The sequence below is a fragment of the Rhizobium oryziradicis genome, assembly GCF_001939045.1.
Taxonomy (GTDB): domain Bacteria; phylum Pseudomonadota; class Alphaproteobacteria; order Rhizobiales; family Rhizobiaceae; genus Allorhizobium; species Allorhizobium oryziradicis.
Map to the genome: position 1 here is coordinate 268,691 of NZ_MKIM01000024.1, position 24,372 is coordinate 293,062.

The following is a 24,372-nucleotide window of genomic DNA, read 5'->3' on the forward strand; positions in this document are numbered from 1 at the left end:
GGAGCATGGCTCCGACATCAGAAGGTCAGGCGTCGCTTCTTGAAAGCTATCCTTAGGGATGGCCTTTTGAGACTTTGCCTGAATACAAGATTTCCCGATCCGGCCCGATGAGACCGGTGATCATGGTTGAAAGGCTTTTTCATGCGGCAGATGTTTGCCAAACGCTTCACGACCGGCACGGCGCTCCTGCTCTTGGCCTCACTCAGTGGTGCCCTTTTCCTGAGACCTGTCGTTGCTGATGCCAAAACCGAGGACGTGGCCAAACCTGCTTCCGCGCCTTTGGATCTGGACAGTATCGACACCTTCTCGGGGGCGTACCTGGCCGCACGCACCGCGAATTCTGATCGGGATTTTGACAATGCCGTGCCGCTCTATGAAAAAGCGTTGCGCTTTCAACCGGCCGATCTGGAAATTCGCGAGAGCCTGATGCTGTCGCTGTTCATGGCTGGCCGCTTTGATGAGGGCGTGAAATATGCCTATGAGCTGCGCAAAGACAAAGCGGTTGAGCGTATCACCACCGTTGCCCGCGCCTTGAACGACATCAAGGACGGCAAATATAAGTCGGCCGAAAAGATTCTGGATTATAAAGGCCCCAACGATCTGGACCGTTTGACCAATTCGCTGCTTCAGGCATGGGCCAAAGCCGGCGCTGGCCGCCCCAAACAGGCCATGGCTGATCTGGACAAGCTGAAAGGCCCAAGCTGGTACGGCATCTTCAAAAACTATAACGCAGGCGTCATGGCCGCGATGGTGGGTGACACCCAGAAAGCCCGCACCTATCTCACCTCCGTCGTCACCGACCGCGAGGGTGGCTCCACAGCGCCAGACACATTCTTGCGCGCCGTTATTGCCCTTGCCACGCTGGAAGCCAAGGATGGCAACAAGCAAAAGGCGCTGGATACCATTGCCGCCGGCGAAGCCTTGATCAACAATTACGCGCCCTTCAAGGCGATGCGCGAAGCCATTGAAAAGGGCAATGTGCCAGCACCTTTGGTGACCAATGTGCAAGAAGGTGCCGCCTCCGTTCTGTTTTCGCTGGGTGGCGCGCTGAACCGTCAGGGTGCACAGGACACGGTTGCGCTCTATCTGCAGCTGTCGCGGGCGCTGGCTCCGAAAAGCGCTGACATGCTGATCATGCTGGGCAGCATTGCGGAAGGCAACAAGCAGACCGATCAGGCCATTGCGCTTTACAAGCAGGTGCCTGCCGATTCGCCGATGCTGCGCATCTCTGAAATGCAGCTGGGCATTGCATTGGCCGAAACCGGCAAGGTGGATGAGGCCAAGGCCCATTTGAAGTCGCTGATTGCCTCTGATCCTTCGGATATTCGTAGCTATCTGGCCTATGGCAGTGTGCTGTCGGATTCCAAAGACTATAAAGAAATGGCCGCCAATTATGACAAGGCGGTCGAGGTTCTGGGGCCAAAGCCAGACAAAAACCAATGGCCAGTGTTTTTCCAGCGCGGCATTGCCTATGAGCGTTTGAAAGAATGGGACAAGGCAGAGCCAAACTTCAAAAAGGCGCTGGAACTCAACCCCAATCAGGCGCAGGTTCTCAACTATCTTGGCTATTCATGGGTTGACCGCAATACCAACCTGCAAGAAGGCCTTGAGATGATCAAAAAGGCCGTCGAGCTGAAACCCGATGATGGCTATATCGTCGATTCGCTCGGCTGGGCTTACTTCCGTCTCGGACGCTTTGATGAGGCCGTGACCGAACTGGAGCGGGCGGTGCAGCTCAAGGCGGGTGATGCCACCATCAACGACCATCTGGGCGATGCCTATTGGCGCGTTGGCCGCAAACTGGAAGCCACATTCCAGTGGCGTCAGGCGCTGGCGTTTAAGGCCGATCCGGAATTGAACCTGACTGAAACCATTCAAAAAAAGCTGGAAAACGGCTTGCCAGACCTGCCACCCGGCCCGACAACGGCGGAAGCCAAGCCGAACGTTGCGCCAGAGGCAGCACCTGAACCCGAGACAAAACCTTCGGCAGAGCCAACAAAGCCCTCAGAAACCGAGCCTGAAAAGACCCAACCTGCGACACCCGAGCCGAAGGCAAGCCCTGCCGAGAAACCGGCAGACGTAAAGCCACAGGACGTCAAGCCAACTGAGGAAAAGCCCGCACCGGCTGAGGCCCCCAAACCAGCGCCGGTTGAACCTGAGAAAAAATCCTAAGGCACATAGAGTTTGTCAAGGAAAAGTGGAATCCGGTTTTTCTGATCAGACAAACTCAAACAAAGGAATCGAGATTCTGTCTGGTTCAATCTGAACCTGACAGATTCGAGCCAATCGGTGATGCCTTATGCGTGAATATCGTGAAAACGCACCCGCCAAGATTAATCTTGCGCTGCATGTGACCGGACGTCGAGAAGATGGCTATCATCTTCTCGACACTCTGGTGACATTTGCAGACCGAGGCGATGTGATTACGGTGCGCGAGGCGGATCAGGATGCATTATCGCTCTCTGGTCCCTTTTCACATCTGCTGGAAGCCGAGGCGCTGCCCAACAACCTTGTGCTCAAGGCCCGCGATGGTCTTCGCCAAACGCTGGCGACAAAGGGCATTTCCACGCGTCCCGTGGCCATCCACCTTGAGAAAAACCTACCCATTGCCTCAGGCATCGGCGGCGGCTCGGCCGATGCAGCGGCCACACTCCGCGCGCTGATAAAACTTTGGCATGTGGATCTCAATGCCTGTGATCTGCAGGCCATTGCCCTGAGGCTTGGCGCAGATGTGCCCATGTGCCTGCACAGCAGACCGCTTCGCGCCACCGGCATTGGCGATGCGGTTTTGCCGCTGCCAACACTGCCGCGCTTTGGCATCATACTGGGTAATCCGCTGAAGACGGTTTCCACCCCATCGATCTTCAAGGCCCTGACCCGGCGTGATTATCCGGCCATTGGCATGCTTCCGCTTACCTCAAACCAGAGCGATTGGTTAAAGGCTATTTCCGACATGCGCAACGATCTTGAACCCGTGGCGCGCCAACTCTGCCCGGAGATTGCCACCCTCACCCAGCTTATTTCTGACACGGGTGCAGAGCTAACGCGCATGTCCGGCTCGGGTGCAACATGTTTTGGTCTTTACCAAACCCTCGAAAAGGCGGAAAAGGCAGTAAAGACCCTTCAGGCCATCAAACCTGACTGGTATTTCCAAGCCGCCAATTCGGTTTCAGAGGTGTGACATGTCAGAACTGAATGATTCACGAGAATTTATTGCCCTCGGCATTGCCGTTCTCACCGTGTCGGACAGCCGCTCGCTGGCCGATGACCGCTCAGGTGACGTGCTGGAAGGCCGCATTAAAGCTGCGGGTCATACGCTGATCGACCGCGCGATCATTCCCGATGATGCCGATCGGATTGTCAATCAGGTGCGGGCGTGGACGCTGGCAGACAGCGTCGATGTGGTGATCACCACCGGAGGCACCGGCTTCACGGGCCGCGACGTGACCCCGGATGCGCTGGAACCCCTCTTTCAAAAACGCATGGATGGCTTTTCAGCGGTTTTCCATCGCATTTCCTTCGATAAAATCGGCACATCCACCATCCAGTCGCGCGCAACCGCAGGCCTTGCCAACAACACCTTCATTTTTGTGCTGCCGGGTTCGCCCGGAGCCTGCAAAGATGCATGGGATGGTATTTTGCAATACCAGCTGGATTATCGTCACAAGCCCTGCAACTTCGTGGAAATCATGCCACGGCTTGATGAACACTTGCGCCGCAAAAACGGATAGAGCGCAGCGCTTCTTAATCCAACATATGCCAAGCTTTAAGCCCGTGGGCGCGCCGGTCTCGCCGCCCATGCGGGCACCATCTCGCTGGACAGAGCCTGGCCTTTCAGACCCGCTACGAGATCTGTCAGCTTCATGCCATTTTTGGCAATCGCCAGCGCTTGCGCCTTTGGCAACAGAAATCCGCGCTCAAGCAGCGGTGGTCTTCGGGCCACTCTCTTCAAGAATGATTGCCGATGAGCGCGCGACGGTGAAAACCGCGCAGGCGTGCTGTTTAAAGAGACATATTCGGCAATTTCATCAATCCAGCCCTGGCTTGGCCTCGCTCCCGGCTCAACCAGCAGCAACCACTCCCCACGGGCGGCAGTCAGCACGTCGCGCAGATCCCACGTGGTGTGATAGCGGCAGCCAGCGGCATCGGCTATTTTGGAAATGCCATCGTGAGAGCCGTTATCGAGCACCACGACATCAGACACAATTCCTTCGACGGCTCCCGCAACAAGGGCCGACAAGGTCTGCGCCAATTCGCTTTCCTGATCGAAACATTCAATGATAACTGTTAACATTGACAGGTCATATCGCATTGCACCCAAGTTTTCCAGCACGCACCACATGCTGATGTTCAAATTTCATTGAATACGCCAGCACCACGCCGCACAAGAGCGCACGTGATTTTTGTTCTTGCATTGTTCTCATTTTCACGCTAAATCTCTTGATACATGAAAAGGCCGCTTGGCCTGTCAGGAGTTCACAATGACCGTTTTGTCTGATGTCAGGCAGGCTGCCTTTCAGCCTGCCAATACGGCAGATATTGCCGATGCACTGATGGCCGCCTCTGGCCTTCGGGTTGATGGTGAACGCAGGCGTGGCCGCGGCGCGAGCATGAACCCGACGGGACGCTTTGAGCGGCTGGAGCGCGAAAGCGTTGACGACGGCTGGAACAATCTGGAAGATCTGGCACCCTTCCGAACCGAAACGCAGGTCGAGCGCCCAAAAACCGTCATTAGCCGCAATGATTCACCGGACCTTCCGTTTGATCGCTCGGTCAATCCCTATCGTGGCTGCGAACATGGCTGCATCTATTGCTATGCGCGGCCAACGCACAGCTATATGGGCCTCTCCGCCGGGCTGGATTTTGAAGCAAAGCTGTTTGCCAAACCCGATGCGCCAAAACTTCTGGCCCGCGAACTGTCCAAGCCCGGTTACAAGCCGCGCACGCTTGCCATTGGCACCAATACGGATCCCTATCAGCCGATTGAAAAAGAATGGCGGATCATGCGGCAATTGCTGGAAGTGTTGATGGAGGCCAACCACCCTGTTGCCATCATCACCAAATCCGCGCTGGTGCTGCGTGACATCGATATTCTGGCACCAATGGCCGAAAAGGGACTGGCCAAGGTGAGCTTGTCCGTCACAACACTGGATCGCAAACTGGCGCGAACAATGGAGCCACGGGCGGCCACGCCAACCAAACGGTTGGAGGCAATCCGGGGTTTGAGAGAGGCAGGTATTCCCACCAGCGTTCTCGTCTCGCCCTTGATCCCAGCACTCAATGACCATGAACTGGAACGGATTTTGGACGCGGCCCAAGCAGCAGGTGCTACCGAGGCCAGCTATATCCTGCTGCGCCTGCCGCTGGAGGTCAGTCCGCTGTTTCGCGATTGGTTGCTTCAGCATTATCCAGATCGCTACCGTCATGTGATGTCACTGGTGCGCTCCATGCGCGATGGCAAGGATTATGATGCGGATTTCAGCCGGCGCATGAAAGGCACAGGCCCCTACGCCTGGCAGATCAACCGCCGGTTCGAGATGGCCACCAAGCGCCTTGGCCTGGGACGACGCAGCATGCAATTGCGTGACGATCTGTTTGTGCCGCCGCACGGCAATGGCGTGCAGCTTTCGCTGCTGTAGGCTTTTGCCTGTTTCTATTTCAAACTTCACGGGGCCGCCTCGCCGCATAAGGCAGCCTCTTGAAAGGACCGGTGCATCCGCCGCTGCAAACCGGTCTGCTCCTGCCCTGTTGGTGATTGTGTTGCAAAGGTTCCCCTGCCCTGCACTCTTTCCCAACAGGCGGGATGCCACGACGTCCTTATATCGTAACATTCCCAAGATAGGCTCATGCCGTCCTGCAAGTATGATGCGCGCAACGCACGACAACGGCAGACTTACCGGATAACAGACTTGCGGGATAAGGGTCGATATGCGAGGTCTTGCGCATGCCAAAACACATCTCGCCTGATCATCCTGATTTTTTTATTGTGCCTGAATCTGGGCCAGATTTTTCGCTGGAGACACTGGCGCAAAAGCGCGGTCTTTGGCCTGTTGCCGGTACGGACGAGGCCGGTCGCGGGCCGCTTGCAGGCCCCGTAGTTGCAGCCGCCGTCATTCTTGATTGCAATGCCATCCCGGTGGGCCTGAATGATTCGAAAAAGCTCAGCGCCCGTCGTCGCGAAGCATTGTATGAGGAAATTCTAGCGACAGCGACCGTATCCATCGCCTCATCGGGTCCCAATCACATTGACCGGCGCGACATCCGCAAAGCCAGTCTGGATGCCATGCGCCGTGCCGTGGCAGGCCTGACGCTCGCTCCCGCCCATGTATTGTGTGACGGCCGTGATGTGCCTCCGGGATTGATCTGCGGTGGCTCTGCCGTGATCGAAGGCGATGCGCGCTCCCTTTCCATCGCTGCCGCATCCATTATTGCGAAAGTCATGCGCGACCGCATGATGGAACGAGCCGCGAAAATCTATCCGGCCTATGGTTTCGACGCCCATGCTGGCTATGGCACCAAGGCCCATATCCAGGCCATCAGCGACAATGGCCCCTGCATCCTCCATCGCATGAGCTTTCGTCCTCTGCGCCAGGAATAGCCCGACGCTACAGACAAATGACACCTATCGCCGTGCGATTCTCAAACGCGCGGCGATTTCTCTTTCTATCCCATCATTGCGCAGGGAACCGAGCCCGGCTTATGGTCTAGCCATTGCGAAACGCGTAGCCATAACCATTCAGCGCCGGTGCGCCGCCGAGATGCGCATACAAGACTTTTGATCCTTCCGGGAAATATCCTTTTTTGACCAAATCAATCATGCCCTGCATTGATTTGCCCTCATAAACCGGATCGGTGATCATGCCTTCGAGGCGACCGACCAGACGGATCGCATCTTTGGTCTCTTCAGATGGAACCCCGTAAACAGGATAGGCATAATCCTCGATCAACACCACATCACCGGAAGTGATCTCCCGTCCCAGCTTCACCAGATCCGCAGTTCGTTTGGCAATCGCAAGAACCTGCTCTCTCGTCTGTTGCGGCGTAAACGACGCATCAATGCCAATCACCCGGTTCGCACGACCATCCTTGGCGAAGCCCACCGTCATGCCGGCGTGGGTCGATCCTGTGACGGTGCAAACCACGATATAGTCAAACTTGAAGCCCAGCTCTTCTTCTTGCGCCCGCACCTCTTCCGCAAATCCGACATAACCCAGCCCGCCATAGGGATGCACCGATGCTCCGGCCGGGATGGCATAGGGCTTGCCGCCATTGGCTTTCACCTCTTCAATGGCATCTTCCCAACTCTTGCGAATGCCAATGTCAAAACCGTCGTCAACCAGACGCACATCGGCGCCCATAATGCGCGACAGCATGATATTGCCGACGCGGTCATACACAGCATCTTCATGCGGAACCCAGGCTTCCTGCACCAATCGGCACTTGAAACCGATCTTGGCAGCCACGGCGGCAATCATTCGGGTGTGGTTGGATTGCACGCCGCCAATGGAGACCAGCGTATCGGCACCCGAGGCGATAGCGTCTGGAATGATGTATTCCAGCTTGCGCAATTTATTGCCACCAAACGCCAGACCCGAATTGCAGTCGTCGCGTTTGGCATAGAGCTGCACTTTGCCACCAAGATGCGCACTCAGTCTTTCCAGCTTTTCAATATGCGTTGGACCGAACGTGAGGGGATAGCGTTCAAAAGCGTCAAGCATCGGACATCCTTTCGTTTGAAGATACCAAACGCTAGACTTTTTTCAATGAAAGGTGCTTTCTAATTTTGACTGCCTATTATCTAGGATAAACCATCAACTTTCGATTTTAATAATTAATCGTCCGATTTGGATATAACTTATGAACGATTCTTCCACACTCGAACCGCTGGACCGTATTGATCTCAAGATCATGCGGCGGCTGCAAAAAAATGGCCGCCTGAGCAACACTGAGTTGGCAGAACAAGTCTCCATCAGTGCGGCCACCTGCCACCGCCGCACACAGCGCCTGTTCAGAGACGGTTATCTCAGTGGGGTCCGCGCCATGGTCGCTCCCACCAAAGTCGACCGTGGCGCGCTGGTGATGGTCGGCGTTGTGCTTGATCGCTCAACACCTGAAAGCTTCGCAGATTTCGAAGCTGCCGCTGCGAAATTAAGCTTTGTGCTCGACTGCCATCTTGTCGCGGGTGATTTCGACTATTTTCTAAAAATTCGCGTCCGCGACATGGCCGATTTCAACCGCATTCACGGCAGCCAATTGATAGCCCTGCCCGGTGTGCGCCAAACACGCACCTTTTTTGTGATGAAAGAAGTGGTCGACAACCGACCATTGGAGTTTTAAATCAACCACCATCGCCGCGACTGCAGCGCTAAGGCATAATTCCTTAAATCGGAATCAATTGAGGGAATTATGCAGCATATTAAAAGTGTTACAGCGCCGTGCGCCATATATGGGCACGGCGCTGTAGGGCCGTCCCGTCAATTAAACAACGTTTTGGAACTGGGCCTCGCCATTGTGCAAAAAGCACGCTTTTGCGAACAAGCCTAGATCGACCAGATTGGGCAGCCGAACATCGCCGATATCGGGCAAGCGTTTGCTATCAGAATCAAATGACCGATCAATCTGCGAGATGAAGCCAATCGCCACACCACGTGTCTGAGCGAACGCCGACAACGCCTGAACCTGTTCCGCTACGCAAGGCTTGCTGCGCTGTTGGTCGAGAATCTGAAGATAGTCTATCACTGCGACCGTTCCACGCTTTGCGTCCGAAAGATAGCGCATGATATAATCCGCACTGATCTCATCGGATGTTACAATTTCCACTCTGTCACCTTCAATATCATGATCGATAATCAGCGACTGTATGTGCCGTCTCGCCTGCTGCTCCGTAAAGTCTAGCGTGAAAAACACCGCTCTCCTGTCATCTCGCACGGCGTCGAGCAGAAGTTGCAGGCCGAGCTTGGTCTTGCCATGGCCGGGGCGACCAGCCATCAACAGCAAGTCGCCATCATCCAATCGGGCCAGTATGGTCGCCGACAAAGGCCTTGCCGCTATGTGAGACGACAGCAAGCTCCATTGAGTAAAACCCTCCGCGCGTGCGATTTGATCGAGCGCGTCATGCAAAGCAATATTGTTATGACGCGCCATCAGCTTCGCACGTCGTTTAAGTTGGAAAATGGGGGCCGAAAGTTTCATCCTAAACCTCTATTGCGAGCGAAAAACGCAACCCCTCCTGATGCGATGCTCGAACAGACGGTTCGACAAGGATGAAATACCCCATATGTGTCATACTTCCCCGAATGGAGGGAGGAGGCGCGGGTCAAGCCTATGCGTTGGAAATTAATCGAGCCGATGAGTCGCAGCAAGCACAAAAAAGCCGGGCTGGACCCGGCTTTTTTTATTCATCGTTGTGAATATTAGTTCAAGCGCGTCTTGACGTCGCTGATGCCAGCTTGGAACAAACGGGCCTGAAGTTCAGCATCGCTTTGCTTTGCCAGCACGGTTTGTGCTGCAGCTGTTGCCAAATCGACGGCAGCGGCGCGAACAGCGTTGACTGCATCGGTCTCGGCTTGCTTGATTTTCTGCTCAGAAATTGCGTTGCGACGGGCAACGAATTCTTCGGTCTTGATCTTGGCATCCGCTGCCAATGCAGCAGCTTCGCGCTGTGCCACGGCAACAATAGCGGCGGCTTCGGCTTCAGCCTCTTTGCTCTTCTTCTGATAGTCAGCCAAAAGAGCTTGAGCTTCTTCACGAAGACGCTTGGCTTCTGCCAGTTCTTCGCGGATATTTTCTGCCCGCTCATCCAGCGACTTTGCCATCATGCCCGGCACCTTGAGATAGGCAACGAGCGCGAGAAAAATCACCAGACCAACGAAGGCAAAGAAAGTTGCATCATATTCCATCTGATCAACCTCTCTTTTCTGCTGTCACGGCGGCCGCAGCATCGGCAGGGCTCAACGGTTTACCCGTGAGCTGCTCAACGATGACGGCAACAGTTTCGGTTGCGATGGTGTCAACTTCAGCAATCGCTTTTGCCTTCATATCGGCAATGCTGGCTTCAGCTTCAGCAATCTTTTTGGCAAGCTCGGCTTCAACTGCTGTGCGTTCAGCAGTGGCTTCTGCCTTGGCAGCTTCGCGAGCAGCAGAGGCGATCTGAACGCCTTTTGCTTTTGCTGCGCTCAATTCTTTTTCATAGCCCTCAACGGCAGCATCCGATTCGGCCTTCAAGCGACGGGCTTCTTCGATGTCCTGAGCGATACGATCATGGCGATTTTCCAGGATACCGCCAACGCGTGGCACGATAACCCGCTGCATCAGCACATAGAAAACGCCAAAGGTAATGACCAGCCAAAGCAGCTGAGATGCAAATGTCGTATGGTCAAAGGGTGGGAAAACGCCCTTGCCATGCTCGGCTCCGTGAGGAACGCCAGTCTCAGTGTGGGTCACAGCCGTTGCCGGGGCTTCCTCGGCGTAGGCGGGGGTAACGAACATACTCGCCTCCAGTATCCTGCAAATGCAAGAGATCACGGCATGCTAAACAGCAAACCGTGATCCCGTAATGTCACTGAAATTAAACAGCGAACAGGAGCAGGAGAGCGACGAGCAGCGAGAAGATGCCCAAAGCTTCCGTAACGGCGAAGCCGAATACCAGACGGCCAAACTGGCTGTCAGCGGCAGACGGATTGCGCAGCGCGCCCGAAAGGTAGTTGCCGAAAATGTTGCCAAGGCCAAGAGCTGTGCCGGCCATGCCAAAGCAAGCGAGACCTGCGCCGATGTACTTTGCTGCTTCCGCGTCCATGAGTGTACTCCTTTGAAATGGTTATTGCGGCGAATGACTGACGCCGTTGAGCGCCAATGTCGTTATCCTTAGTGACCGCCCGGATGGATTGCGTCGTTCAGATACATGCATGTCAGCACGGCGAAGACGTAAGCCTGCAGGAAGGCAACCAGGAACTCAAGACCAGTCAATGCGACGGTCATAGCGAGAGGAAGGATTGCGCCACCGACGCCAAGAGCGCCAAGGCTGCCAAGCGAAGCGACGAAGCCCGCAAAAACCTTCAGTGTAATGTGACCGGCCAGCATGTTGGCAAACAGTCGGATAGACAAAGAAATCGGACGTGACAAGAAGGAAATCACTTCAATTGGCACAACCAGAAGCAAAAGTGCGCCAGGCACACCCGATGGCACGAACAGTTGGAAGAAGCCAAGACCGTGCTTGTAAAAACCATACACCAAAACGGTGCCAATCACGAAAATCGCCAAAGCCAGCGTGACGATGATCTGACTGGTGACCGTGAAGAAATACGGCACCATGCCCATCAGGTTGGCGGTAAGCACAAACATGAACAGCGAAAAGACCATGGGGAAAAACTTCATCCCGTGGCTTCCGGCCCCTTCTCGCAGCATGGATGCCACAAATTCGTAGGACATTTCAGCAACAGATTGCGCGCGACCTGGAATGAGGCCACGGTTAGACGTTGCAAAATATAGAAAACCAGCAGCAACCGCCACCGTCGCAACCATGAACAAGGAAGCATTGGTGAACGAGAAATCTATGCCACCAATCTCGATCGGAACAATCTTGTGGATCTGGAACTGATGGGTCGGATCGTTTGACACCTGTTGATCTCTCTCGCTTTTGCCACCCGCAAGTGGCGTCCGTTCCTGTCCGCCCAGATGCAAAGCATCCGAACGCTGTTATTTTTTCACACCGGGCTTCCTATCAGCGGGATGTGGTGACGTCACCACCCCGCTTGAGCGAAGCACATTCAAAACACCTGCGCAGAACCCCAACAACAGGAGGATAATAAGCCCCCAGGGTGATGTTCCTGCAAAACGGTCGATCACGAAGCCAAGAACCGCACCCACGATCACGGCAGACAGAAACTCGCTGGAGATTTTCATCGCCTGAGCATAGCCTTTACGGCTTGTCTCGGCGCGCTGATCTTTTGCGGCCTCTTCCCCGTCATGCATCGTCTTGGCGACCAATTTGGTCTCAAGCTGATTGCGGCGACGTTCCAGCTCAGTCTCGCGCTCATCCATTGCAAATCCTCCGTCCGAAACCAGACATTGCCATAAAATAGCCTGTCCGGATAGCAAACGTAGCGGATTTTCAATGGTCCAGCCCGTTCTAAAGTTGGCGCACCATAATTTTGCCCGTCGCTATAGTCAAGGCATTGAACACGCTTGTTTCACGACAAATTAACTCAAACAAAACAAAGCGATAGCAGAAAAAAACAGATTTTCCTCATAAACCTGCGCCAAATTGTCTACCCCATCTCGGCAAAAACCTGGAATCACCCCCAGGTTTTTGCCGCAATTCAGGCGTTTGGCTGGACAGATTGCATGCTTGGCAATCCGCTCCAAAACCATCAGATAATCACGTGCGACCCCAGTTCGACCACGCGATTGGCCGGCAGGCGGAAATAATCCGATGGGTCGGTGGCCGAGTTGGCCAGCGCGATAAACAATCGATCCTGCCAATTGGGCATGCCCGCCTTGGCATCCGGCACCAGCTTGCGACGGCCCAGATAGAAGGAGGTCGACATGATATCGAACTTCAACCCACCCTTTCGCAATTTGGCCAGCGCCTGCGACACATTCTGCTGCTCCATATAGCCAAAGCGGATCTCGACCCGGCTGAACCGTTCCGACAGGCTTTCGGCCACAAACCGCTCTGCCTCTGTGGCGCGAGGTCTATTGACCGTCTTGATGGTGAGAATGATGTTTTTCTCATGCAGAACGTGATTGTGCTTGAGATTGTGCAGCAATGCCGCAGGGGCGGTTTCCGGGTCGCTGGTCAGGAAAATCGCGGTGCCTGAGACGGATACCGGCCCATGCTCGCTTTTGCGCTCAATCGACGGAATGAACGACGACAGCGGGATATCGGCATGGCGGGTCTTGGCAAACAGGATGGCCGTGCCGCGTCTCCATGTCCACATGACAATGGTGAAGCCAGCCGCAAAAAACACCGGAATATAACCGCCATCATGGATTTTAAGCAGGTTTGCGCCCAAAAACACCATTTCCAGCGCCAAAAGCGGGACAATGATCGCAAGCGCCAACAAGGGCGACCATTTCCATTTTACCCGCACAAATTCAAAGGCCATGATGGTGGTCACAACCATGGCACCCGTCACCGAAATGCCGTAGGCCGTGGCCAGCGCATCCGAGCTTTCAAACAGCAGTACCAGGCCGAGAACACCGATCAACAGCAGCGTGTTGACGGCAGGCAGGTAAATCTGTCCGGTGTTGGTCTCCGACGTGAAGGTGATTTCCATGCGGGGCAGAAAGCCAAGGTGAATGGCCTGACGCACCATGGAAAACGCGCCTGTGATAACCGCCTGGCTGGCAATGACGGTGGCGGCGGTGGCCAGAATGATCACCGGAATAATCGCCCAGCTGGGGAACATCAGATAGAAGGGATCCTTCGCCATGGACGGATCTTTCAACACCAGCGCGCCTTGGCCGAGATAATTGATCACCAGAGCCGGGAAAACAAGGCAGAACCAGGCGAGCTGAATGGGTTTGCGGCCAAAGTGACCCAAGTCGGCATAGAGCGCTTCTGCACCCGTGACCGTCAGGAAAACAGCCCCGAGCACAACAAAGCCCAAAAACTTCTCCTGAAACAGAAAAGTGACAGCATTGACCGGGTTAAAGGCCCAGAAAATCGCAGGATCGTCGAAGATATGGCTGATGCCACCTGCGGCCATGACCAAAAACCACACCACCGTGATGGGGCCAAACAGATTGGCAACCGCCCCCGTGCCACGCGATTGCATGGCAAACAGGATAATCAAGATAACAACCGAGATGGGAACAACAAATGGGCTGGCCTGCGGCGCAACCAGTTTCAGGCCTTCAACCGCAGACAACACAGACAGCGCGGGCGTGATCATGGCATCGCCCAAAAACAGCGCGGCACCGACCAGACCCAGCACCATCAGCACCAGCGTGCGGCGTCCGGCTGTCTTGCTCAAAAGCGCCAGCAGCGACAGGGTGCCGCCTTCGCCATCATTGTCAGCGCGCAGCAAAAACAGCACATACTTCAAGGTGACAATGATTGTCAGGGTCCAGACAATCAACGATGTAAGGCCAATCACTTCAAACCGGCTGATGCCATCGTAGGAAATGGGCTTTAGCGCTTCACGAAAGGCGTAGAGCGGGCTTGTGCCGATATCGCCATAGACGACCCCGACGGAGCCAAGGGCGGGCAACAACAGGCTGCGCAGGCCATTTTTTCCGTTCGAGGTATGGGATGCATCGTGAGACATTGATCTTTACAGGCTCTCAGAGCCAGCCTTTCCAACGAAAAAACAGGAAGGGGACAACTGCGGAAACCACCATGAAAATCAAGGCAACGGGGTAACCAAAGTGCCAGTTCAGCTCGGGCATAATTTGAAAATTCATTCCATAGATGGACGCCACCAATGTCGGCGGCAAGAATACCACGGAAGCAATTGAGAAAATCTTGATGATCGCATTTTGCTCAACATTGATCAGGCCAAGCGATGCATCCAGCATGAAACTGATGTTGCTGCTGATAAAGCCCGCGTGTTCCGAGAGGGAATGAACGTCGTGCGCCACCACATGACAGAGTTCTTTCGCATCCTCACTGGCCTTGACCGGATCAGCCGAGGCGAGAAAGGATACCATTCGGGACAGCGACACCAAGCTGTCGCGCGCTTTGCTGACGAGACGATGGTAGCTGGCAATATCCACCAGCTTGTCTTCCAGAAAATGCGGCGGCCGCGATTTGTGCAGTTTTCGCTCAATAAACACATCGCTCGACAGCGCATCCAGCCGCGCACCGGCGATTTCCAGCACTTCGGCGGTTCGATCCACCACCGTTTCCAAAAGTCGCATCAGCAGAACAGACCCTGTGGAACAACTGACCTGATTGCGGCTCAAAGCCGCAGCAAACAGCCCGAACGACCGTGGCTCGGCATAGCGCACGGTGACCATGCGGTTGCCACCGAGGATAAACGCCACATCAGCCAGTTGCGGCGCATTGGATTCGGCTTTGCAGATCAGGGATGCCGTCATGTAAACGCCATGATCATCGGTGTACAAACGGCTTGATGGCTCGATGTCTTTCAAATCGTCGCGGGTCGGAAGCGGCATGGCCAAGAGGGTTTCCGCCAGTTGTTCCTCGGTTTTATCCGGATACAACAGATCGACCCACAAAATATCGTCAGCAAGGCGCGTCGGCGCATCGCTGGGCAGAATGACATCCACCGTCCCGTCACACCTGTAAGCTCTAATCAAACGTGATACCTTCGTCCCATGGCCACGACATCACCCCGCATCACCCTGACACGATAACGACGCTGCAACACTTTGTAAATCCTGTACAATTTTCAATTAACCCGTAAACGGAAATTGAAAACCTGCAATAAATCTCCAGAGCATTGTTGCCACGCCCCATAACAGGTAGCGGCAATTTACTGTGTTGCAGAAGATCTTAAACGATTAAATCCGCCCGTTGGCGTTATTTTTTCGTGTGCGGCGCACTCGTCTTCAACAGCGAACCAATAACACCTGCCGACAAGATAGCAAGGGTAATTGCAAGCGAGGGCAGAGGTGGAATATGCAACACGCCAAGCATATCACCGATCAAAATCTTGCCGCCGATGAAAATCAGCACGGCCGACAACGCATATTTCAACAAGATGAAGCGTTCCAGCATGGCAGACAGCGCAAAATATAGCGCGCGCAATCCCAAGATCGCGGCGATATTGGATGTGAAGACAATATAGGGGTTGGTGGTGATCGAAAAAATCGCAGGCACACTATCAACAGCGAAAATAACATCTGCCAATTCCACCATCACCAAAGCCAGAAACAGCGGCGTTGCAAATAACTTGGTTTTTTCCACCACATCACCGGGGGCAGGCAGGCGCACAAAAAATTTCTCGCCGTGCAATTCCTCGGTGATCGGCAGACGCTTGTGCAAAAAGGCCAAAATCGGATTTTTGGACACATCAAATTCCTGATCTGCGGCCAGCAGCATTTTGATGCCGGTATAGACGAGGAAGGCAGCAAACACGTACAAAACCCAATGGAATTGATCGACAATGGCTGTGCCGGCCGCAACCATAATGCCGCGCAAGATTACAACGCCGATAATGCCATAGACCAGAGCCCGATGCTGGAGATGCTGGGGAATGCGGAAATAACTGAAGATCAGGGCAATGACAAAAATATTGTCCAGCGACAGGCTTTCTTCCACCACATAGCCCGTGAGGTATAGAATTGCGGATTCCTGGCCCATGCGCCACCAGATAAACCCGCCAAAGGCCACGCCCATGGCAATGTAAAAGGCAGAGAGTTTCATACTCTGGGCCACATCAATATGGCGGGTCTTTTTGCTTAACAAGCCAAGGTCAATTGTCAGCAGAACAGCCACAAACAGAAGAAAGCCCAGCCACATCCAAAGGGGCTGGCCGAGAAAATCAGCGGCAATAAAGGTCATGAATTTTATTCTCTTACGGCGTTTTCAATGAAAACAACTCCGACATCACGGGAAAGCCGAATTTCCCGCCAGAGGGGCCCGCAGTTGCGCACATGTGGTGCGATCATGCCGGTATGACTCATCATCACAAAAAATTCAAGTTTTCGCTGTCCACCGATAGCAATTTGATTTTTATCAATGCAGCGTGGAGCGAACATCGGCATATTTTTATCAGACAGGCGGCTTTGGGCATAATCCCGTCATGTCTCTTCCGTTCAACCCTACACTGTTGACGGTGTCGCCGTTGCAGCCGACTTTAAAGTCCTGCAACGGCGACATTTTTCGGCTTCCGCCTGATGGTTCAGCAGCGGCTTGACCTATTCGAAGGTGATTTTTGGGGCTTTGCGGGCTGAATGGCGCTGCACTTCCTGCCAGACCTTGGTGGCGATGTCGCGATAGACGTGGCTTTGCACATGCTCCGGCTCGCTGACAACGATCGGTGTTCCGGCATCAGACTTTTCTCGGATCGAGATCGTCAGCGGCACCTCGCCCAGGAACGGCACGCCGATGGCTTCGGCTTCGGCCTTCGCGCCGCCATGGCCAAAAATATCGTAACGATTGCCAGTATCCGGCGCGATGAAATAGCTCATGTTCTCGACAATGCCCAGCACCGGCACTTCAACCTTGTTGAACATGTTGATCCCCTTGCGCGCATCAATCAGGGCCAAATCCTGCGGAGTCGACACAATCACGGCCCCGGTCAGCGGCACCTGCTGCGCCATGGTGAGCTGCGCATCACCCGTGCCCGGCGGCATATCCACCACCAACACATCCAGCTGGCCCCAGGCCACTTCACGCAACATCTGCATAAGGGCCGATTGCACCATCGGACCGCGCCAGATCATGGCCGTACCCTCGTCTACCAGAAAGCCCATGGACATGGCTTTCAGGCCGTAATTTTCCATCGGCACAATGATGCGTCCATCAATCTGCTCGGGTCGGCCGGAAATGCCCAGCAGGCGCGGCATCGACGGACCATAAACATCGGCATCGAGAATGCCGACTTTCAAGCCATTGGCCATCAGCGCCAGGGCAAGATTGACCGCCGTGGTGGATTTGCCAACGCCGCCCTTGCCGGATGCAACGGCAATGATGGCACCGATGCCGGGAATATCGGCTTTCGCCTGCTTGGGCGGCTGGCCAGCCGGTGCATGAGAATGAGCGTGACTGTGCGAATGGGCTGGCTTGCCAGGCGCAGGGGCGGCTGAAGCTGCCCCCGCCTTGCGTTCTGCCGTCAGGCTCACCAGCGCGCCTTTGACACCCGGCAGTGCTTTCACCACGCGCTCGGCTGCTGCCCGCAATGGTTCCAGCTCCTTGGCGCGTTCGGCTGGCACATTGATGGAAAAATAGACTTTGGCATCGGAAATGAACACGTCGGAGACCATGCCAAGATCGACGATATTGCCCTCAAGATCAGGACCGCGCACGGTCTTCAGAGCATCGAGAACACTGTTTTTATCGGGCACCATGGCTGAACTTCCCGGTTGGATCGCCTGCCACCTCATATAGGAGGACAGAGCTTTGAATGAATTGGAGTGAGACTGGATACATCGGTGATGTAGCGCCGTTTTACCACCCCTTATTACAAATTCTTCATGGCAAATTCTTCAAAATCGAAACGCCTTATATTGCATCTGTGCCAAAACAAAAACCGCCGGACCAACACTGCTGAATGCAGGTGGAACCGGCGGCGTTTGTGTGAGCGCCTTCTTTGGTGCGCCCTTTTCAAAGTCCCCTCTGGACTTCTTTTCCCTTACCATGCACGAAGCATGCCAAACTCAAAAAACAGCATTTCTAGCGGATCAGGCACTCACATTCAGCATATTTGCCTAGAATTTAAAGCCCTACCCCGCACTCTGCTTAAAAAACATACACGAGAATAAGATGACTGCAATTCACTTTGATGTAAATTTCCACACACATGCATAGATCAAGGCGACAGATGATTTTCCAGCCGGTCGGGATCAAAAATTGCACCGTCGAAAAAGCCATCGGATCCAGACAGGGCCATGGCCTGCCGCATATCATCTGTCGCGGGCATGGGGGCAAAGATGGGTTTCAGGGCGCGACGATAGAGATCAGGCCGATAGGTCTGCACCACCGTGTTGCGGTTTTCAGCCGAGTGCACAACATGACCGGCGCGCACCATCTGGCTGTAAAACCACAGCGCCTGACTTTGCCGCGGAAAGCCTCCGGTTTTGCGCTCCAGCACCAAAAAGCCCTCCCGCTTTTGAGATAGCCCCGGCGCAATCGTTACCTCGCCGGTCAAGGCGGGCAGCATTAGATGCCCCTCAACGCCAAGATGGCGCGGGGCTGCCAAAATACCGGCCAACTCCTCGATATTGTCTCGATTGCCGCACCATTGCGCAGATCGGTGCAGGGCGCGCAACAAGGCATCCAGCGCGAGATCATTGTCTTGTGCCCATTTTTTTGACAGGCCAAGCACCTTGTCCGGCCCGTTGCGCCAAATTTCGGCGCTGGTGGTGAGAATGCGCCCGACACCTTTGCTCACCGCCAGACTGTTCCACGGCTCGGCGGCGCAAAAACCATCAATGGCCCCCTCCGAGAGGGCATCCGCCATCAATGGCGATGGCAAAGCCACGAGATCCACGTCGCGCCCGACGACCAGACCGCAGGCGTTGAGCCAATAACGAAGCTGATAGCCCTGACTGGAATGGTCAAACCCGATGGCAAAACGAAGAGGTTTCAGCGAAGCCTGGCGATAACGGACAACGGCTTTAAGGGCCTGTCCCGCCGCAATTGGGTCAAGACTGGATGGATCGAGATTGGGTTGTGCGTGCTTCAGCATATCAAACAGCGCCTGCGACACCGTGACGGCACCGCCTGCCAAATTCAGTGTCATGGCAACCAGCAAAGCGGGTGAAACGGGATAAAGCCCCAGATTGGCGGCCAGCGGCAAAGGCGCTGGCATGGGAGCACCATCAAATTGGCCAACCGCCACGCGGTCCCGAATATTGGCCCAGGAGGTCTCACGCACCAGACGCAAGCGAAGCCCCTCGTCTGCTGCAAAACCCTTTTCAGACGCAATAATGAGTGCTGCGCTATCGACAAAGGGCATAAAGCCCAAAGTCACCTCCATAAAACTGCCTCTTGCCCGCTCATCATGCTCTTTCTTTACCGCATATCATGCGGCGCAATTCTCACTTTATCAGGCCCAATCGCAGTGATTTTGCAACGGCCTGGGTCCGATTGACCGTATCCAGTTTTTTGGTGGCGCGGTTGAGGTAGTGGTTGATGGTGTGTTCAGAAAGCCCCATGATTTCGGCAATTTCGATCGATGTCTTGCCCGCCGAGGTCCAGCTCAGGCACTCAATCTCGCGCTCCGTCAGGGTTTCCTTGACGCAGGCATCCATCTCGCGAATTTCTGCCAGTCGATTGAAAACATGGGCAGACACATAGTGGAGCAAAACAACATCTGCAAACGACAACTCCCCCCACTCGCCCGAAATGGCCACAGCACCCCGGTTTCCGGCAGAATCAAACACCGGGAAGGAGGCATTGCGCAGCAGATTATGAGCCCGCAAAATATGAATGGCGCGATCAGCCGTCCTGGCATCGCGCTCGCGAGCAATGGTGGCCAGATCAAACAATACCGGCAGGGATGTGTTGCGCAGCCGGTGAAAAATGGGGCTGGTTGGCAACAAGGTGGCCTGATCATAATCACTCAGCAATTCGGCAGGCCAATTGGTGATCACAGAGCAACTGGCAAGATGGAGTGCATCAACCGGCGGCATATTCATGACCATGAAAAACTTGGCCCCAAAATACTCGCCAATCTGCTTCATAAATCGAAACACATCGAACTGCGTTTTGGACGTGGCAAGATCAACCAGAAACCGCTCCACATCGGCCATCTTTGACGGGGCCTCCTGCAGAACAATCAGATTATCAACCATTTCATTGACACGTCTCATGTTTTCATCCGGAAATTTCTGTCCTGAAACATCGACAACCCCAAGCCCAGCCGCTCAGCAACAACGTCAATTTCAGAATCACAGGCCCTGCGGCGTCAAGGTATAACACAGCGAGGATTATGGGTATAATTTTCTCCTTGAACCGGTTTCGATTGTCGGACTCGCTTCAAGGACGCTTACAAAGACGTGCTACGCCCACAGGTCTTCATAGATAGAAAAGCCAATATCGACAAATTTAACCGAAGGGTGGAATTGGCAATTTTTCGAGATTTTGACGGCACCCAAAGCGTGAGCTAAAAAATGAACCTGACTTTCGCCAATATCGGCTACATAACCACAAGACACAAAAGCATCATGGGAGAGACCCTTGGAAAGACCTTATTCCGGCACTGTTCTGATTGATACGCGCATGCATCTTGGCGAAGGGCCGACCTATGATGCCACAACCGATACCGCCTGGTGGTTCGATATTCTCGGCAAGACGCTTTATCAGCACACTGTCGCAAGCGGCGAAACCGTCCGTCATTCTCTGCCGATGATGGCCAGCGTGCTGGCCCGTGTGGATGCTGAGCGGCAAATTCTGGCCACGGAAAACGGAATTTTCCTGCGTGATGTGGCAAGCGGCGCGCTTGATCTGCTCACCGTGCTGGAGACGGATCGGCCCAACAATCGTTCCAACGACGGGCGTGTTCATCAAAGCGGGGCCTTGTGGGTTGGCACCATGGGCAAAACCGCAGCAGACGGCGCGGGCGCGATCTATCATGTGGCTGGCAAAACCGTGACACGGTTGTTTGATGCCATCAGCATTCCCAATTCCATCTGCTTTTCACCGGACGGCACCCTTGGTTATTACGTCGATACCCGTGTGAACGTGATGATGAAGGTGGCGCTTGACCCTTCAACAGGCCTGCCCATCGGCACACCCACAGCCCATATTGATGGGCGCGGCCAGGCTGGCGGCATTGATGGCTCCGTCTGCGATGCCGATGGCGGCATCTGGAATGCGCGCTGGGGTGTGGGTGCGGTCGACCATTACGACAGCGCGGGCCAACACCTTGCCCGCTATAAGGTGCCTGCGGCCCAAACCACCTGCCCGGCCTTCATTGGTCCAAATCTCGATCGCCTGCTGATCACCAGCGCAACGGAAGGGCTGGATGATGCCGGCCTCGCTGCCGATCCGCACGGCGGCAAGGCATTTGTTCTGGACGTTCCCGTCAAAGGCCGTCCGGAACCAAGCTTCCGGCTCTAACACTTACGCCCGTCCCGCACCCTTTTGCCAACGGTGCAAGAGAAAAGGGTGCGGGAGATTTTATATGCGCATTTGCGGCAATGCTGATGGAAATTGCATAAAGTTCCATCAAATTGAAAAAATAAAAGGCAAATTTTTACGGAACGATCCTCCTGCCCAAGCATTTCTCTCTCGAACCAAGGCGCTGAAGGTGCAAAACTTCAAGTGCCGGGATCGAAAACGCAATAGACACAAAGGTAGGATTAAGATGAAAAAGACCCTTAGCATTGTAGCAACGACGATTCTTCTTGGCTCTACTGCAGTCGCACCAATGGCATTTGCGCAGAACGCAACTACAGCCAAGCCAGCTGCCAGCGATACTATGAAAAGTGACACAACGACTGCTCCGAAGGCACCGATGGCTGCGGAAACAAAAACGCCTATGGCCACGGACACAATGGCAAGTCAGGAAGTTTATTTGACGCAGCAGGGCACCGATCAGGTTGCCGCTTCGAACTACATTGATCAGGACGTCTACACCGCCGGTGACAAGAGCATTGGTAAGATCAACGACTTGATCATGCAAAAGGACGGTACTGTCGTGGCCGCCGTGATCGGCGTAGGTGGCTTCCTGGGCATGGGTGAAAAGAACGTGGCTGTTCCGATCAGCAAAATTACTGTGACCCACGATGCCAAGGACCCTGCGACCTTGCATTTGACCACAACAGAAACCGCAGACAGCCTGAAGACAGCTCCCGCGTTCAAGACGCTGAGCGAGCAGAAGTCTTAATGCTGCGAGACGATGTGACAGTGATGTCAAGAAAACTCTGATCTCCAGTCAGAGGAGGCGAAGCCCCAAGGCTTCGCCTTTTTTAATGAGCCTTCGCTTTTTTATAAGGCGTCTTCTGGCTGCTCCGCACCACGCTTTGGTTTTACCAGCGGTTCCGGTTGAACAGGCCGGTTATACAGCATGTGGGTGCCAGCTCGAAGCCCGTCGACGGCCTGCAATTGCAAACGCTCTTCGTCACGGCGGCGAATATCATCTTCAATGGCAGCAGCCGTATCCTCGCTGACCCCTAAGGCGGTGATGGCACTGCGACCAAATTTAAGCCCTGATTCCAGTGTTTCGCGCAATTCATACTCCACATTGCGCGCCCGCAAAGACAGGCTGTGCACGCGATCATAGGAGCGCACAAACAACCGGCAGTGCGGAAATTCGGCCGCGATCAAATCCACAATCTTATCGGTCACGTCCCGCTTTTGCGTGCAGACGGCGACGATCTTGGCTTTTTCAATCCCTGCAGCCCGCAGCATATCAAGCCGGGTTCCGTCACCGAAATAGATGCGAAATCCAAACATCGAGGCCTGCCGGATACGATCCGCAGAATCATCAATGATGGTCACATCCCGGCCACTGGCCAGCAGGATCTGAGCAGCAATCTGGCCGAAACGGGAAAAGCCGATCATCAGCACATCAGAACCAGCCCCTTCAAAATCCTCCTCGATTTCTTCGCGTGCTTCGCCTTTGAGCAGATGGTTGGCCAGGCTTGCCACCACCGGCGTGAGGGCCATAGTCAACGTAACAATCGAAATCAGTAGTGAAGCGGTGGCATTGGAAAACAGACCTGCGGATACGGCCGTGGTGAACAGCACAAAGCCGAACTCACCCCCTTGCGGCAACACGGCTGCGATGCGCAGCGCATCATTATGGCTTGATCCGGCCAGACGGCAGAGGCCGTAAATGCTGAGGCCTTTCACCAGCATGATCAAAGGCACAGCCAGCGCCAACAGCAAAAGATTGTCGAAGATCACATTAAATTGCACGGAAAGCCCGACGGCGATGAAAAACAACGCCTGAAGGATGCCGCGAAACGGCTCAATATCGGCTTCCAGCTCGTGGCGATAAGACGATTCGGCCAGCATCACGCCCGCCAGAAAAGCCCCCATCGCCATGGAGAGGCCAACCGCCTGCATCAACATGGCCGAGCCAAGCACCACAAACAGCGCTGCCGCAATCATCACTTCGCGCGCGCCGGTGCGGGCAATGATCTGGAAAAGCGGTGTCAGCACGTAACGCCCGGTGAGGATCATTGCCAGCGTCGCGGCGATTGCAATGCCAATATCCATCCACAAGGATGCACTTTGTGAGCCTGCCTGATTGCCCAGAATGGAAATCATCGCCAGCAAAGGCACAATGGCCAGATCCTGAAACAGCAAAACAGAAAAAGTGCGCTGACCATAGGCACTGTTCATGTCATTGCGATCATTGAGGATTTGCAGCGCAAACGCGGTGGAGGACAAGGATAGGCCAAAGCCCGCCACCACGGCGGCTTTCCAATCCAGAAGCTGAAACATCACCGCCGCGATTGTCAGCAATCCACCGCCCAGCAGCACTTGCGCACTGCCGAGACCAAAAATATCGGCCCGCATCCGCCACAGCGTCGAGGGCTTCAGCTCCAGCCCGATGACGAACAACAGAAAGACCACACCCAGCTCTGCCACCGGCAAAATCTCTTCGGCTCCGGTGATGATATGGGCAAGCGGCCCAATCACGGCACCGGCGGCCAGATAGCCAAGCACGGTTCCCAGCCCCAGTTTTCGAAAAATCGGCGCAGCGACAACCGCTCCACCCAGCAACACGAGGGCCTCGGTAAAAATCAAGGTGGGTGCGGTACTCATGGATGGCCTTTCCGTGTCGT

Annotated in this window: 23 protein-coding genes and 1 pseudogene; 8 read left to right on the forward strand and 16 right to left on the reverse strand. The window is 54.7% G+C overall.

Annotated features, from left to right (window positions below; genetic code table 11):
- Positions 1–141: 141 nt before the first annotated feature.
- The 3 genes and pseudogenes from BJF95_RS06865 to moaB all read left to right on the forward strand — a co-directional run.
- Positions 142–2,112, forward strand: a pseudogene (locus tag BJF95_RS06865) (tetratricopeptide repeat protein); the annotation flags it as partial.
- Positions 2,113–2,299: 187 nt separating this feature from the next.
- On the forward strand, positions 2,300–3,181 hold the full coding sequence (locus tag BJF95_RS06870; protein WP_075638689.1) for a 4-(cytidine 5'-diphospho)-2-C-methyl-D-erythritol kinase: 882 nt from the start codon (positions 2,300–2,302) through the stop codon (positions 3,179–3,181).
- Between the two features lies 1 nt (position 3,182).
- Complete coding sequence (gene moaB / locus BJF95_RS06875; protein ID WP_075638690.1) at positions 3,183–3,731, forward strand: molybdenum cofactor biosynthesis protein B; 549 nt, start codon at positions 3,183–3,185, stop codon at positions 3,729–3,731.
- A gap of 35 nt (positions 3,732–3,766) precedes the next feature.
- Here moaB and BJF95_RS06880 read toward each other — a convergent pair whose 3' ends face one another.
- Positions 3,767–4,294: a glycosyltransferase family protein gene (locus tag BJF95_RS06880; RefSeq protein ID WP_075638912.1), complete on the reverse strand. Its 528-nt coding sequence runs from the start codon at positions 4,292–4,294 to the stop codon at positions 3,767–3,769.
- A 187-nt stretch (positions 4,295–4,481) separates the two neighbouring features.
- Between BJF95_RS06880 and BJF95_RS06885 the strand changes: the two genes are divergently transcribed.
- Both BJF95_RS06885 and BJF95_RS06890 read left to right on the forward strand, forming a co-directional pair.
- Positions 4,482–5,639: a PA0069 family radical SAM protein gene (locus BJF95_RS06885; protein WP_075638691.1), complete on the forward strand. Its 1,158-nt coding sequence runs from the start codon at positions 4,482–4,484 to the stop codon at positions 5,637–5,639.
- Positions 5,640–5,944: 305 nt separating this feature from the next.
- Positions 5,945–6,598, forward strand: a complete 654-nt coding sequence (locus BJF95_RS06890; protein WP_175577216.1) for a ribonuclease HII — start codon at positions 5,945–5,947, stop codon at positions 6,596–6,598.
- A gap of 106 nt (positions 6,599–6,704) precedes the next feature.
- On the opposite strand, the gene BJF95_RS06895 is transcribed toward BJF95_RS06890, so the two are convergent.
- On the reverse strand, positions 6,705–7,718 hold the full coding sequence (locus BJF95_RS06895; RefSeq protein ID WP_075638693.1) for a 1-aminocyclopropane-1-carboxylate deaminase: 1,014 nt from the start codon (positions 7,716–7,718) through the stop codon (positions 6,705–6,707).
- A gap of 139 nt (positions 7,719–7,857) precedes the next feature.
- On the opposite strand from BJF95_RS06895, the gene BJF95_RS06900 reads away from it, so the two are divergent.
- Positions 7,858–8,337 carry an Lrp/AsnC family transcriptional regulator gene (locus tag BJF95_RS06900; RefSeq protein WP_075638694.1) on the forward strand — a complete coding sequence of 160 codons (480 nt, stop codon included), beginning with the start codon at positions 7,858–7,860 and terminating at the stop codon, positions 8,335–8,337.
- Positions 8,338–8,478: 141 nt separating this feature from the next.
- Here BJF95_RS06900 and BJF95_RS06905 read toward each other — a convergent pair whose 3' ends face one another.
- The 13 genes from BJF95_RS06905 to BJF95_RS06965 all read right to left on the reverse strand — a co-directional run bounded on the left by BJF95_RS06905 (position 8,479) and on the right by BJF95_RS06965 (position 20,445).
- On the reverse strand, positions 8,479–9,192 hold the full coding sequence (locus tag BJF95_RS06905; protein ID WP_075638695.1) for a DNA helicase: 714 nt from the start codon (positions 9,190–9,192) through the stop codon (positions 8,479–8,481).
- A 221-nt stretch (positions 9,193–9,413) separates the two neighbouring features.
- Entirely contained in the window at positions 9,414–9,899 is a 486-nt protein-coding gene (locus BJF95_RS06910) for a F0F1 ATP synthase subunit B (RefSeq protein ID WP_075638696.1), read from the reverse strand.
- Positions 9,900–9,903: 4 nt separating this feature from the next.
- Complete coding sequence (locus BJF95_RS06915) at positions 9,904–10,488, reverse strand: F0F1 ATP synthase subunit B (protein ID WP_075638697.1); 585 nt, start codon at positions 10,486–10,488, stop codon at positions 9,904–9,906.
- Positions 10,489–10,567: 79 nt separating this feature from the next.
- Complete coding sequence (locus BJF95_RS06920) at positions 10,568–10,795, reverse strand: F0F1 ATP synthase subunit C (protein WP_075638698.1); 228 nt, start codon at positions 10,793–10,795, stop codon at positions 10,568–10,570.
- Between the two features lie 68 nt (positions 10,796–10,863).
- Positions 10,864–11,616: a F0F1 ATP synthase subunit A gene (locus BJF95_RS06925; protein WP_075638913.1), complete on the reverse strand. Its 753-nt coding sequence runs from the start codon at positions 11,614–11,616 to the stop codon at positions 10,864–10,866.
- A 78-nt stretch (positions 11,617–11,694) separates the two neighbouring features.
- Positions 11,695–12,039, reverse strand: coding sequence for an AtpZ/AtpI family protein (locus BJF95_RS06930; protein WP_075638699.1), 345 nt, complete (start codon positions 12,037–12,039; stop codon positions 11,695–11,697).
- 329 nt (positions 12,040–12,368) lie between these two features.
- On the reverse strand, positions 12,369–14,270 hold the full coding sequence (locus tag BJF95_RS06935) for a potassium transporter Kup (protein ID WP_075638700.1): 1,902 nt from the start codon (positions 14,268–14,270) through the stop codon (positions 12,369–12,371).
- A 16-nt stretch (positions 14,271–14,286) separates the two neighbouring features.
- Positions 14,287–15,264: a magnesium/cobalt transporter CorA gene (gene corA, locus BJF95_RS06940; RefSeq protein ID WP_075638701.1), complete on the reverse strand. Its 978-nt coding sequence runs from the start codon at positions 15,262–15,264 to the stop codon at positions 14,287–14,289.
- A gap of 223 nt (positions 15,265–15,487) precedes the next feature.
- A complete protein-coding gene (locus tag BJF95_RS06945; protein WP_075638702.1) occupies positions 15,488–16,471 on the reverse strand; it encodes a TerC family protein in 984 nt (327 codons plus the stop codon).
- A 5-nt stretch (positions 16,472–16,476) separates the two neighbouring features.
- On the reverse strand, positions 16,477–16,674 hold the full coding sequence (locus BJF95_RS06950; protein WP_075638703.1) for a hypothetical protein: 198 nt from the start codon (positions 16,672–16,674) through the stop codon (positions 16,477–16,479).
- Between the two features lie 153 nt (positions 16,675–16,827).
- Positions 16,828–17,979 carry an iron-sulfur cluster carrier protein ApbC gene (gene apbC / locus BJF95_RS06955; protein ID WP_075638704.1) on the reverse strand — a complete coding sequence of 384 codons (1,152 nt, stop codon included), beginning with the start codon at positions 17,977–17,979 and terminating at the stop codon, positions 16,828–16,830.
- Positions 17,980–18,440: 461 nt separating this feature from the next.
- Positions 18,441–19,610, reverse strand: coding sequence for a CmpA/NrtA family ABC transporter substrate-binding protein (locus BJF95_RS06960; RefSeq protein ID WP_075638705.1), 1,170 nt, complete (start codon positions 19,608–19,610; stop codon positions 18,441–18,443).
- A 61-nt stretch (positions 19,611–19,671) separates the two neighbouring features.
- Positions 19,672–20,445, reverse strand: a complete 774-nt coding sequence (locus BJF95_RS06965) for a helix-turn-helix transcriptional regulator (protein ID WP_342587941.1) — start codon at positions 20,443–20,445, stop codon at positions 19,672–19,674.
- Positions 20,446–20,854: 409 nt separating this feature from the next.
- Between BJF95_RS06965 and BJF95_RS06970 the strand changes: the two genes are divergently transcribed.
- Positions 20,855–21,694: an SMP-30/gluconolactonase/LRE family protein gene (locus tag BJF95_RS06970; protein WP_075638915.1), complete on the forward strand. Its 840-nt coding sequence runs from the start codon at positions 20,855–20,857 to the stop codon at positions 21,692–21,694.
- Between the two features lie 64 nt (positions 21,695–21,758).
- Positions 21,759–22,463 (forward strand): PRC-barrel domain-containing protein, encoded by a 705-nt coding sequence (locus BJF95_RS06975; RefSeq protein ID WP_245297252.1) that lies wholly within the window; start codon positions 21,759–21,761, stop codon positions 22,461–22,463.
- Positions 22,464–22,564: 101 nt separating this feature from the next.
- Here the strand turns inward: BJF95_RS06975 and BJF95_RS06980 are convergent, their stop codons facing one another.
- The gene (locus BJF95_RS06980; protein ID WP_075638706.1) at positions 22,565–24,352 is read right to left on the reverse strand and encodes a monovalent cation:proton antiporter-2 (CPA2) family protein; all 1,788 of its coding nucleotides are present in this window, start codon (positions 24,350–24,352) and stop codon (positions 22,565–22,567) included.
- Positions 24,353–24,372: the final 20 nt, after the last annotated feature.